The organism is Streptomyces sp. NEAU-YJ-81 (assembly GCF_017592595.1).
GTDB classification, from domain to species: Bacteria; Actinomycetota; Actinomycetes; order Streptomycetales; family Streptomycetaceae; genus Streptomyces; species Streptomyces hygroscopicus_B.
This window is the reverse complement of record NZ_JAGFNO010000043.1, coordinates 15,246-27,423: the sequence shown is the minus strand read 5'-3', so window position 1 is coordinate 27,423 and position 12,178 is coordinate 15,246. Positions and strand designations below refer to the sequence as shown.

Annotated in this window: 10 protein-coding genes and 1 pseudogene; 3 read left to right on the top strand and 8 right to left on the bottom strand. The window is 69.1% G+C overall.

Annotated elements, in window-relative coordinates:
• Window positions 1-3 precede the first annotated feature (3 nt).
• Both J5X86_RS45130 and J5X86_RS45125 read left to right on the top strand, forming a co-directional pair.
• Window positions 4-744: a GntR family transcriptional regulator gene (locus J5X86_RS45130; RefSeq protein WP_208522444.1), complete on the top strand. Its 741-nt coding sequence runs from the start codon at window positions 4-6 to the stop codon at window positions 742-744.
• Between the two features lie 168 nt (window positions 745-912).
• The gene (locus J5X86_RS45125) at window positions 913-1,053 is read left to right on the top strand and encodes a hypothetical protein (protein WP_208522443.1); all 141 of its coding nucleotides are present in this window, start codon (window positions 913-915) and stop codon (window positions 1,051-1,053) included.
• A gap of 141 nt (window positions 1,054-1,194) precedes the next feature.
• On the opposite strand, the pseudogene J5X86_RS45120 reads toward J5X86_RS45125, so the two are convergent.
• From J5X86_RS45120 to J5X86_RS45110, 3 genes and pseudogenes are all read right to left on the bottom strand, one after another.
• Window positions 1,195-1,775 (bottom strand): annotated as a pseudogene (locus J5X86_RS45120) (O-methyltransferase).
• Between the two features lie 302 nt (window positions 1,776-2,077).
• On the bottom strand, window positions 2,078-3,076 hold the full coding sequence (locus J5X86_RS45115) for an amidohydrolase family protein (RefSeq protein WP_208522442.1): 999 nt from the start codon (window positions 3,074-3,076) through the stop codon (window positions 2,078-2,080).
• 25 nt (window positions 3,077-3,101) lie between these two features.
• Window positions 3,102-4,025, bottom strand: coding sequence for an alpha/beta fold hydrolase (locus J5X86_RS45110; protein ID WP_208522441.1), 924 nt, complete (start codon window positions 4,023-4,025; stop codon window positions 3,102-3,104).
• A 124-nt stretch (window positions 4,026-4,149) separates the two neighbouring features.
• On the opposite strand from J5X86_RS45110, the gene J5X86_RS45105 reads away from it, so the two are divergent.
• Window positions 4,150-4,977, top strand: a complete 828-nt coding sequence (locus tag J5X86_RS45105; protein WP_208522440.1) for an IclR family transcriptional regulator — start codon at window positions 4,150-4,152, stop codon at window positions 4,975-4,977.
• A 168-nt stretch (window positions 4,978-5,145) separates the two neighbouring features.
• Here the strand turns inward: J5X86_RS45105 and tkt are convergent, their stop codons facing one another.
• The 5 genes from tkt to J5X86_RS45080 all read right to left on the bottom strand — a co-directional run bounded on the left by tkt (window position 5,146) and on the right by J5X86_RS45080 (window position 12,126).
• Window positions 5,146-7,218, bottom strand: coding sequence for a transketolase (tkt, locus tag J5X86_RS45100; protein ID WP_208522439.1), 2,073 nt, complete (start codon window positions 7,216-7,218; stop codon window positions 5,146-5,148).
• A complete protein-coding gene (gene tal / locus J5X86_RS45095) occupies window positions 7,211-8,371 on the bottom strand; it encodes a transaldolase (RefSeq protein ID WP_208522438.1) in 1,161 nt (386 codons plus the stop codon). The genes tkt and tal overlap by 8 nt, the downstream gene beginning before the upstream one ends.
• Window positions 8,372-8,434: 63 nt before the next feature.
• Window positions 8,435-9,463, bottom strand: coding sequence for a substrate-binding domain-containing protein (locus tag J5X86_RS45090; protein ID WP_308124927.1), 1,029 nt, complete (start codon window positions 9,461-9,463; stop codon window positions 8,435-8,437).
• Between the two features lie 30 nt (window positions 9,464-9,493).
• Window positions 9,494-10,519, bottom strand: a complete 1,026-nt coding sequence (locus J5X86_RS45085; RefSeq protein WP_208522437.1) for an ABC transporter permease — start codon at window positions 10,517-10,519, stop codon at window positions 9,494-9,496.
• The gene (locus J5X86_RS45080; RefSeq protein ID WP_208522436.1) at window positions 10,516-12,126 is read right to left on the bottom strand and encodes a sugar ABC transporter ATP-binding protein; all 1,611 of its coding nucleotides are present in this window, start codon (window positions 12,124-12,126) and stop codon (window positions 10,516-10,518) included. The genes J5X86_RS45085 and J5X86_RS45080 overlap by 4 nt, the downstream gene beginning before the upstream one ends.
• Window positions 12,127-12,178: the final 52 nt, after the last annotated feature.

The window sequence follows — 12,178 nt, the reverse complement described above, 5'->3', positions numbered from 1 at the left end:
CCGATGGCACCCGACGCGCTGGCCGGTCCGCTTCAGCGCACGAACCTGCGCGAACAGGTCCTTGCCCTGGTCCGGCAGGCATTGGTATCCGGGGAGATCCGACCGGGAGACATCTATTCGGCCGCAGCCCTGGCGACCAGGCTGGGCGTCTCCAGCAGTCCGGTCCGGGAAGCCATGCTGACACTGGTGAACGAGGGCCTTATGGAGCCCGTCCGCAACCGCGGCTACCGAGTGATCCCCATGAGCGAGCACGACCTCGACGAGGTCTACACCATGCGGTTGCTATTGGAGGTGCCCGGCACGCTGCAAGCAGCTGCGAACGCTCAGCCTGAGGACCTCACGCGCCTGACGGTTATCGCAGACGAGATCGAGAAAACGGCTCGAGAAGGTGATGTCGTCGGCTTCCTCGAAGCGGACCGACGCTTCCACCTCGACCTGCTCCAACTGTGTGGCAACCGGCGCCTGGTGACCACTGTCGCCGCAATGCGGGACCAGACCCGGCTGTACGGCCTCGAAGCACTTGCGGAACGGGGGGTTCTCGACAACTCCGCCCACGAGCACCATCACCTGCTCGAAGCCATCGCCCGCAACGACGCGAACGGCCTGGAGAATCTGATCCGCCACCACCTGCTGCATGTCCGCTCCGACTGGGCGCGACCTGACAGCGTCTCCCCCGCTCGCGATCGCCGGCCGCAAGAGGGCGGGAAGCATGACGTACAGGGGACTTCAGCGATGGAGAGCTGAAGCCGCCGGCAGCGTGACTGCTGCCCGATGCCGCACCAGTGCCCCGGCTGGACTTCCGTATGCGCCCCGTTCAACGGCGCCATCGACAGCGGAAGCGGGTGGTGGCAGCCCGTTCCGTACCCTGGCGGCATGCGCATGCGCCCCACTGTGAGCGGCTGCCCTTCACGGATGACGTCGCTCTCGATCGCCACGATCGAGCAGTCCATGGAGCTGAAGTCGATCCAGGCGTTGCGGATCGAGGAGCTGATCGGGACGGTGCCCTCGTGGACGTTGGTGATCTTCACGACCAGGACCTCTCACATCTTATAAGATGTGACGGCTGTTACGGATGAGACGGTCCAGCGCGCCGTGTCAAGGGCTGGGGAATCTCCGGAAAGGAACGGTCAGGGGCTATGGCGGGCCAGAACCTGTTGGCTAGCGTGTAGCGGACCCGGCGTGGTCAAGAACCCTTCAATGGCTTCCTGGCTGGAGACGACGTGCCGCAACAACCGCCGAAGTGGCTGGTGTCGTGAGTACTTCAGTGGCGTCCAGGGCCGGATGAGTGAGGTAGAAGAGGCGGAGCTCATCCACTTCGCCATCGAAACGAGGCGGCCAATGGGGCGATGGGGTGAAGTCGTCCAGGATGAGAAGGCCACCGGGGGCAAGCAACTCGATGACCCCCTCGGGGTCGTCACGCTTGCCACCGCCGTCGCAGAAGAAGACATCGAAGGGCGCATGCTGCTCGAACAGGCGCCAGTCCCCAATCAGGACGCTGACGCGGTCGTCGTCCGCAAAGACACCAGCCGCTCGGCGGGCCAGCTCCTCGTCACGCTCTACGGTGACCAGGCGCGCACCGGCGCCAAGCCCACTGTGCAGCCAGGCGGTACCCACGCCCGAACCAGTGCCGCTCTCCGCCATGACCCCGTGGGGTTTCGCAGCAGCGGCCAGCCTGAGCAACCTGCCCACTTCAGGGACACAACTCTTCTTGAAACCCACTCAGAGGCGACACGCTCCGCAGCCGCCACACGAGGCGGAACCGTACGCTCTGCCATGATCGCGAACCCCCTTTCCGTCGTGAACGCTATCCGCTAGCGGAGGCGTCCGCACGGAGTTCAGCCTGGCCGGGCCCAGCAGACCTTGCCGGTCAAAACACTCACTCAAGGCCAGTTGCTGCGGTGAAGCGGCGTCGGGAGTGAGTGTTGGCGAGGGCCTGGTGTATGGCGGTGGTTTGTCCGATGAATACCACGCCACGGCTGGCGCGAGTGACGGCGGTGCAGGGCAGGTTGCGTTGGAGGAGTTGGCCTGCGGAGGTGGTCATGGGGATGACGACGTAGCGCGGCAGGGAGGGGCAGGTTCACCGGCCGATGCGCTGAGTGGGCGGTTGCGGAACGAACTGCGGCATCAGGCGTTCGGCGTTGCGAGTGGTCAAGGCGCGCCAGGTGTCCGGCGAGGGCTGTTCGGCCGTCTGGAGAGAGGCGATCTGCGTGCCGACACCGGCAGTTGGGGTCCAGCAGTAGTCGCTGCCGTACAGGATGCGGTCGGTGCCGAAGCTCGCGGCCAGGGCCGGGATCTGGTGCGGGAAGGGGGTGCCGGCCATGTCGAACCACGAGCGGCCGATCTGTTCCTGGACGCTGGGGTGGGTGTCGTCGGCCGGGTCGATGCCGGCGATGAGGGTGCGGAAGAGTTCCATGCGGTCGGCGAGCAGGGGGAGCGCGCCGCCGCCGTGGGTGAAGACCCATTGGATGGCGGGATGGCGCTGGAAGACGCCGGCGAAGACCAGGTCGCTGACGGTGCGTGCGGAGTCGAAGACGAACTCCAGCATGGGCCGGGGCCGTGCCAGGTCCACGGCCCCGGCGCGCGGGGGCGAGGTGGGGTGGACGAAGACGACGGCCCGGCGGCGGTCGAGTTCGCTCCACAGCGGTTCGTAGCGCGGGTCGCCCAGGTACACGCCGTGGGTGTTGGTCATCACGGCCACTCCGTCGCTGCCCAGAACGTCCAGGCAGTGGGCGAGTTCGTCCATGGCTCCTGCCACGTCGGGCAGGGGCAGGCAGGCGAAGTGGCCGAAGCGTCCGGGGTGGCGCCGTCCGATCCCGGCGCCGTATTCGTTGACCTCCCGGCTGAGCCGACGGGCGGCTTCGTCGTCACCGAAGTGCACGCCCGGCGAGGAGAGCGACAGCACGGCTGTGCGGATGCCGTGGCGGTCCATCAGAAGGAGGTGTTCGGCGGCATCCCAGCGGGGCCAGGTCGTCATGCCGTCGGGGTGGTGGTGGCCCGCTGACCTGGCGGCCTCGATGTAGCGGTCGGTGACGAAGTGCGCGTGGATGTCGATGAGAGGGTCCACGGGCGTGGTCATGTGGCTGCTCCCTTCGAGTTCCGGTTCAGCGGCCGAGGAGCTGGGGGGTGTCCACCGCAGCGGCGCAGCGCTCGGCGAAGCCGAGGACCTGAAGGCAGTACTCGCGGCCGGCGATGCTGTCGGCGACGCCGTGCGCGGAGCCGGGGAAGAGGGCGGCGTCGACGTAGGGCGAACGGGTGCGCAGCGCGTCGGCGAACTCGTCGACGAGGTTGGGGCGGGCGGTCCACAGCGTGTCGAACTCGCCCAGGCGGTAGTGGACGGGCACGGTGATCTGCGAGGCGATGCGCCGCCATTCCCGCAGCCAGCCGCCGACGACCTCCATCCCCTCGGCGCGCACGACGGGTTCCAGGATACCGGGCAGGCTGTGCAGGCCGAACTGGTACGGGGCCAGGGCCCACAGGGGCGGTACGGCCAGCTTGCCCTGGAGCGTCGACATGTCGATGCGCTCCTCGGCTGGGGTGGACTGCCAGGCGTCGACCGCGTTCTTCGGCGGAAGCTGGCCGATGTCCGCGATGGCCAGGCCGAGCAGGGGCCAGCCGGGCTGGTCCTGCGCGCTCCACTGGGAAGCGAGGTGCGTACTGATGGCGCCGCCGATGGAACAGCCGACCACGATGACGCCGGGCGCGGTCTCGCTGTGACGCTCCCACAGCTCGGCGATGGCCTGGTCGAGGCGCTCCGCGTTGGCCCGCATCACGCCCGTGTCGGAGTCGGCCGGGAAGCCGAGCGTCTCGCTGCCGCCGTAGCCGGGGCGGTCGAGCGCGTAGGCGGGAAACCCGTTCCGCGCGGCCCTCACCATCTGCGAGTGGCCCGGGATGTCGAACGATCTCGCGGTGGCGCCGCCACCGTGCACGAACACCACTACGGGCTTGTCCGTCACCTCCTCGGGCAGCGCGGCGATACCGGTCGTCTTGCCGCCGAGCAGCGTGATGTCGCTGGGCAGAACCTTCATGGATCACTCCTGGTGGGGGTCGGGGTGCCGACCGGGCGCTGCCCGTCGGTACAGAACCACCGTAGGAGCCTGTGCCGTACATTGGCATCATGAATGCCATTCAATGGAACATGAAGGTCCGGACATGACCCAAGCAGCCTCGCCCGGCGGACCAGCCCCGCCGCGCGGCCGCAGACCTGCGCAGGGTGACGCGGTCATCGACCGGGCCTTCGCGCTTCTGGGCGCCTTCGAGCCCACCCGCCAGGTTCTGTCCCTGGCCGACCTGACGCACCTGACCGGCATGCCACGCAGCACCACGCTGCGCCTGGCGAGGAAGCTGGTCGGGGCCGGTGCGCTGGAACGCCGGGAGGACGGCCGGTACGCCATCGGCCTGCGGCTCCTGGAGATCGCCTCGCTGGCACCGCGCGGCCACGGCCTGCGGGCCGTCGCCATGCCGTTCATGGAGGACCTCTTCCACATCACCCGCCGGCACGTCCTGCTGGCCGTCCGCGACGGCGACGAGGCGCTGCTGGTCGAACGGCTGTCCGCCCACGACGCCGATCCCGTGCTGTACCGCGTCGGCGGGCGTATGCCGCTGCACTCCACGGGGGTCGGGCTGGTTCTGCTCGCCGGCGCACCGCCTGCCGTGCAGGAGCGGATCCTGGGCAGCCTCCCCACCGACCCGGCCGGCCGGGAGGTGCCGGACACCGCGGAACTGCGCCGGGTTCTGTCCGACGTGCGCCGTGGCGGGTTCGCCACCGTCACGCTGAGCGTGCCATGGCCGCGGACCTCGGTGGCCGCGCCGATTCTGGGTCCTGACCGGACGGTCTGCGCCGCCCTGTCCGTGGTCCTGCCGCTTGAGGCCGCCGACCACAAGACGATGACGCCCGCCGTCCGCACCTGCGCGCGGGCGATCTCCCGCGAGTTGCGCAGCTTACCCTGCCAGGACAAGCCCGCCCTCGGGGACCGATGAAACCAGGGGTCGAGGAACATCGGAACGAAAACCGGCGCTAAGCCCTTGGAAGGGCTGTGAGTGTTGTGACCTGGGGTGTGGCGGGGGCGGAGTCCTCGGCGGTCTGTTGTACCTACTCTCCGGAGGTCCGGGGTGCCGACGGAGGGCCGCGTCTTGCGGGAAGGGCTGTCAGCCGGCGGCCAGTTGGGATCGGGCGGCCTCGGTGACCGCTTCGGGGGTGATGCCGAATTCGGCGAGCAGAACGTCCATCGGAGCGGATTCCCCGAAGGAACGGAGCCCGACAACGGCGCCGTCCCGGCCGACGTAGCGCTCCCAGCCGAAGGGGGACCCCAGTTCCACGGCGACGCGTGCGGTGACCGGCGGAGGCAGCACCTCGTCCCGGTACGCGGCTGACTGGCGTTCGAACAGCTCCCAGCACGGCAGGCTCACCACGCGGGCGCGGACGCCGTCGGCGGCCAGCTTGTGGAACGCCTCCAGGGCGAGGTGCACCTCGCTTCCGGTGGCGATCAGCAGCACCTCCGGGGGCTTGCCGTCGGCTGGGTCGGCGAGCACGTAGCCGCCCCGGGCCAGGCCGGACGCCGGGCCGTACGTCGTGCGGTCAAGGGTGGGCAGCGATTGGCGGGTGAGGGCCAGAGCGGCCGGGCGTGCGCCCTGCGCCACGACGCGCCAGGTCTCGGCCGCCTCGTTGGCGTCGCAGGGGCGGAAGACGTCCAGGCCCGGCATCGCGCGCAGCGAGGCGAGGTGCTCGATCGGCTGGTGGGTGGGCCCGTCTTCACCTACCGCGATGGAATCGTGGGTGAAGACGTGCACGACCGGTAGCTTCATGAGGGCGGAGAGCCGCAGCGCCCCGCGGGCGAAGTCGGAGAAGACGAGGAATGTCGACCAGTAGGCGCGCAGCCCCGACAGGGCGAGCCCGCTCGTGACCGCGGCGGCGGCGAACTCCCGGACGCCGAAGTGGAGGTTGCGTCCCTGCGGATGGTCCGCCGCGAAGTCCCCGGCACCATCGAAGGTCAGCCTCGTCCTGGTCGAGGGCGCGAGGTCCGCCGAACCGCCCAGCAGCCATGGCACGTTGCGGGCCAGCGCGTTGAGCACCTGACCGGAGGAGTCGCGGGTGGCCAGGCCCTTGGGGTCGGTGGGAAAGGTGGGAATGTCGCGCTCCCAGTCGACTGGAAGCTCCCCGCGCCGCATCAGGCGCAGTTCCTCCGCGAGTTCCGGGTACTGCTCCGCGTACTCCTCCAGTTGCCCGTCCCAGGCGCGGCGCAGTGCTTGCCCGCGCTCGGCGATGCCCGCCGCCATGTGCGCGTACGCCTCGTCGGGTACCAGGAAGCGGGAGTTCTCTGGCCAGCCGTAGAACCGCTTGGCGCCGACGACTTCGTCCTCGCCGAGCGGCTCACCGTGGGCCGCCGCCGTGCCCGCCTTGGTGGGGGCGCCGTAGCCGATGCTGCTCTCGACGATCACCAGGGTGGGCTGCGTGCGCTCGGTGTGGAAGGCGTTGAGGGCGCTGCCGATCCGCGTGCGGTCGTTGGCGTCGGTGACGCGGGTGACCTTCCAGCCGTAGGCCCGGAAACGGGCGGCGACATCCTCGGTGAAGGCCAGGCTCGTGCTGCCCTCGATGCTGATGCGGTTGCTGTCGTAGATCCAGCAGAGGTTGGCCAGCTCCAAATGCCCGGCGAGCGAGGCGGCTTCGGCAGCGGCCCCTTCCATCAGATCGCCGTCTCCGCACAGCGCGTATGTGTCGTATCCGAACAGCTCGTATCCGCGGCGGTTGTAGCGTGCCGCGAGCCAGCGGGCGGCGATGGCCATACCGACCGTGGAGGCGACGCCGGTGCCCAGCGGGCCGGTGGTCGCCTCGACCCCGGTGGTCAGGCCGTATTCGGGGTGTCCGGCGCACCGCGAGTCCAACTGCCGGAAACGCCGCATGTCTTCGAGCGTGACGGCCGGGCGCTCGGACACCTTTCCGTCGGCGGTTACCTCCGTGACCCGAGCCAGGTGCAGCAGCGCGTACAGCAGCGCTGAGCCGTGGCCGCCGGAGAGGACGAAGCGGTCGCGGTTCGGCCACAGGGGGTCGCCGGGGTCATAGCGCAGGAAGCGGTGCCACAGGGTGTGGGCGGTGGGGGCCAGTGCCATCGGGGCACCCGGGTGGCCGGAGTTCGCGGCCTGCACCGCGTCGATGGCCAGGGTGCGCAGAGTGGTGACGCACAGGTCGTCGAGGGAGTGGCCGTCCGCGTGCAGTTCAGGCATCGGGGTTCCCCTCGGCTCCGAGCGCGGCGCTTATGCCGGCGGTCAGCTGTTGCCAGGAATCCTGGAAGCGGGCGACGCCGTCGGTCTCCAGTTCCTCCGTGATCGTGTCGAGGTCGATGCCTACGGCGCCGAGTTCCTCCAAGGTGCCGCGGGCCTGCTCGTACCGGCCGCGCACGGTGTCGCCGCGCGGCTCGCCGTGGTCGATGACGGCGCTCAGGGTGGCGGCAGGCATGGTATTGACGGTGTCGGGCGCGGCGAGTTCGACGACGTAGCGGGTGTCGTCGTACGCGGGGTCCTTCACCCCCGTCGATGCCCACAGCGGGCGCTGCGGCTGGGCGCCGAGCGCGGCGAGAGCCTGCCAGCGCGGCCCGGAGCGGACCTGCTCGTGGAGTTCGTAGGCGAGCCGTGCGTTGACGATCGCGGCACGGCCGCGCAGTGCGCGGGCCTGCGCGGTGTCCCTCTTGTCGAGGCGGGCGTCGACGGCGGCGTCGACACGAGAGACGAAGAACGAGGCGACGGAGGCGATGCGGGAGACGTCCAGTCCTGCCTGCGCGGCGCGCTCCAGTCCGTCCAGATGCGCCTGCGTCACCTGCCGGTAGCGGGCGAGTCCGAAGATCAGGGTGACGTTGACGCCGATGCCCTCGGCGAGACAGTGGGCCACGACGGGCAGGCCCGCGTCCGTGGCCGGGATCTTGATCAGGACGTTGGGGCGATCGACCAGCCAGTGCAGCAGCCGGGCCTCGGCCAGCGTGCCCGCGGTGTCGTGCGCGAGGCCGGGAGCGACCTCGATGGAGACCATTCCGTCGATCCCTCCGGAGGCGTCGTGGACCGGGCGCAGGATGTCTGCGGCGCGTCGTACGTCGGCGCAGGTGAGCAGGCGCAGCGCGTCGGCAGCGGTGGTGCCGAGCCGGGCCAGGCCGGCCAACTGGCTGTCGTAGGCGCTGCTGTGCGTGATGGCCTGGTGGAAGATCGTGGGGTTGGTGGTGACGCCGGCGATCAGACCTTCGCGTACCTGGCGTGCCAGCTCGCCGGAGTCGAGGCGCTCGCGGCTGAGGTCGTCCAGCCAGACGGCGGTCCCCGCGTCGTTGAGCCGACGCAGTGTGTCGTTCAAGGGTGCTCCAGTGAAAGGGGTGTTGGCATCCTCTGCTGTCATGTCCCGGGCAGAGACCGGGGAGCGGTGAGGGAGACCAGCTCCGGGTCTCCCCCACCGTGCGGCCTATTTCTCGTTGGCCAGGTTGCCGCTTTGCAGGTTGGCGTCGACGAGTGCGGGAAGCCGCTTCAGAAAGTCGTCCTTGCCGGTCACGACGTGCTCGAGGTACGTGGCGACGTTGGCCTGGGTGATCGGCGGCATGATGTACGAGTACCGCTTGTGGACCGGCTTCTTCTCGGTGACGCGTCGGGCCACCGCGAGACCTTCCGCGAGTTCGACCCGGCCGTGCTGGAGCGAGGAACCGATGAGGTCACCGCTTTGGACCGCACGCAGTCCGTCCTCGATCCCGTCGATACCGACCACCGGTATCTTCTTTCCGTTGCCCTCCTTCAGTGCCTGCACGGCGCCGAGGCCCATGTCGTCGTTCTCGGAGACGATCCCGTCCAGCTTTCCGCCGAAGCTGGACATCCAGTTCTTGGCCTTGTCGACGGCCTGGTCGCGCTTCCAGTTGGCTGTGTCCTTGGCGAGCACCTTGATGCCGGGGTACTTCTTGAGCACGTTGCTGATACCGCGTGTGCGGTCCAGCTCGGGAGAGGACCCGAGGGGGCCCTGGAGGATGGCGATGTTGCCCTTGCGGCCGAGCTTGTCGGCCATCATCCGCATCTCCTGCTCGCCGGCCGCGACATCGTCGGGCAGCACGCTGGCGGCCAGCGCCGAGGAGTTGGTGAGTGTCGTGTTCACGGCCACTACGGGGATGTTCTTCGCCTTGGCCTGTGCGAGCTGCGGAGCGAGTGAGTTGGCCTCGACCGGCACGATGACCAGGGCGTCCACGCCGGAGTTGACCATCTGTTCCATCTGAGTGGCCTGGGTGCTGACATCACCGCCGGCCGAATTCCAGACCAGTTCGATGTTGTGGGCCTTGGCGTAGGACTCCATGCCCTCCTTGCCTTGAGTGATGAAGGACGACATGTCATAGACGGTGACGCCGACACGGAGCTTGCCGGCGCTCGTGTCACCGGCCCCGCACGCCGCTGTCGTCACCAGCGCCATGGCGCATGCGGCGGTTCCCGCCAACCGCAGAGTTCTTCTGTTCACGAGAGATACCTTTCTGAAGGAGCAGAAGTGTCAGCGGCGTCGGCTGTTGGCCCACACGTCGACCGTGACAGCGGCGACGACGAGCACGCCCTTGATGACCTTCTGCCAGTAGGCGGGCACGACGAGGATGTCGAGGCCGTTGTTGAGCGTCTGCATGAGGAAGAGACCGAGGACGGTCCCCCAGACCGTGCCACGGCCGCCCATGAGGCTCGCGCCGCCGATGACGACCGCGGCGATCGCGTCCAGCTCGTATCCCGAGCCCAGCGTGGGCGGGCCGGACAGCACCCGTGACGCCAGCATGACGCCGGACATGCCGGCCAGCAGGCCGCTGATGGCGTAGACACTGAACAGCACCCGGTGCGTCTTGATACCGGCGAGTTCGGCCGCGACCCGGTTGCCGCCGACCGCGTAGACCCGCATGCCGTATGCGGTGTAGCGCATGACCACGGCGAGTACGACGATACCGACGATCATCACGACCACGGGCAGCTGAAGCCCGAGGACCCGGGTGCCGGCGATCCGGTTGAAGTTCGCCGGCAGGCCGTTGATCGGTGCCCCGTCGCCGATGACGTAGGCCATGCCCGAGGCCGCGGTCAGCATGCCCAGCGTCGCCACGAACGGCGGTACGTTGAGCCAGGCGACCAGTGCTCCGTTGATCGAGCCGGCCACGAGGCCGGTGACCAGGCCGACCAGCAGGGCCGTCCACAACCGCTCGGGATGTCCCGCGACGGTCGAGGCCGAGGCCATGGCGCTGACGGCGATCACGCTGCCCACCGACAGGTCGATGCCACCGGTGAGGATGACGAGGGTCTGGCCGACCGCGATGAGCGCGAAGGGTGCTGCGGCGATGGTGATCGTCTGGAAGTTGTCGAACGTGCTGAAACGAGCACTTCGATAGCTGAAGTACATGACGACCAGCAGCATCACGATGACCATCGCATGGCTGAGCGCGAACTCCCGCAGCCGCGCCGCGTTGAGCCGACGCAGTGGGGCCGCGGCCGCGGCCGCGCCGGTCGTGTGGGGCGATTCTGCGGGTGGGGACTGTTGCGTGATCATGAGACGTCGTCCTGGGGGTGGGGAAGGGGGATGGAGGTGTCGTCGAGTCCGGCGGCGAGACGGAAGATGCGGCTCTGAGCGTCGTCGGAGGGCAGTTCGGCACGGTCCAGGCTGCCCGCGACGGCGCCGTCGCGGATCACATGTACGCGGTGTGCGAGTCCGAGGATCTCGGCCATGTCCGAAGACGCCATGACCACCGCCATGCCGGAGGCGGCGAGGTCGGTGACGATGCGGTAGATCTCGCTGCGCGCGCCGACGTCGACGCCGCGGGTCGGCTCGTCGAGCAGCAGTACCTTGACGTGTCCGGTCAGCCACCGGGCGAGGACGACCTTTTGCTGGTTACCCCCGGACAGGGTGCCGACCTGCTGGCGCAGGCCCTTGCTCCGCAGGTGCACCGATGTCATCGCCCGGTCCACGGCAGCCGTGCGTGCGCCGCCTCGCAGCCAGCCGCCGAGGCTGAAGTCGGCCAGCCGCGGGAGCGTGGCGTTGTTGAGCACACTCATCCCGAGGACCAGCCCTGCCCCCTTGCGGTCCTCGGGGACGAGGGCCATGCCCGCGCTGATCGAGGATGCGGCGTTGTGACGCCGTACCGCCGTACCGGACACCGTGATCTCACCAGCGGCGCTGGGGCGCGCACCGAACAATGCCTCGAGGAGTTCCGTGCGTCCGGCACCGACCAGACCGGCGAGGCCGACGATCTCGCCGGCCCGGACCTGGAGGTTCACCGGCTCCGGATAGCCCGCCACATGCAGACCGCTGACGTGTAGGGCCACTTCGTCGCCGGGGGCGGACAGCGCCGGGAACAGGTCGTCGAGTTCGCGACCGATCATCGCGTGGACGATCTCGTCGTCCGTGATGTCGATGCAGGGGCGGTCCTCGACGAGCGCGCCGTCCCGCAGGACCACCACGCGGTCGGCGATCGCCCGGATCTCCTCCATCTTGTGGGTGGTGTAGAGCATGGCGACACCGCGCTCACGGAGCTTGTCGACCACGCCGTACAGCCGCTCCACCTCGTGTCCGGAGATGGCCGAGGTCGGCTCGTCCAGCAGCACCACCGACGCGCCCCATGATGTGCTCTTGGTGATCTCGACGATCTGGCGCAGGGCCACGGTGAGCCGTCGCATCGGGACCTGAGGGTCGATGTCGATGCCGAACACCTCGAGCATCTCGCGTGCCTGAGCGACCATCCGACGGCGGTCGAGCAGGCCGCAGCGGCGTTTGAGCTCCCGGCCGGCGAAGAGGTTCTCGTACACCGTCATGTCGAGGATCGGGGCCAGTTCCTGCGGCACGATCCCGACGCCGAGTTCACGGGCGATCCGCGCGTCCGCGAGGCGCAGCGCTTCGCCGCCCACGAGGACGTCCCCGGCGTCGGGCCGGACCTGGCCGGACACGATCTTCATCAGGGTCGATTTGCCGGCACCGTTCTCACCCGCCAGCGCCGTCACGGTGCCGGGCGCCAGGTTCAGGGACACTCCGCGCAGGACGGGTATCCCTCCGAAAGCCTTGGCCAGGCCCCGGCATTCGAGGGCCGTATTTTCCACGGTATCTCCCGCTGTCGGGCTGTCGTGCGTCTCGCGCGGTGCGGCCGTGGCGATCGATCCGGTCATCCGCGTGCCCCCTTTGTTTCCGTCGGCGGCCTGGCTGCCGGCACGGGCGCCG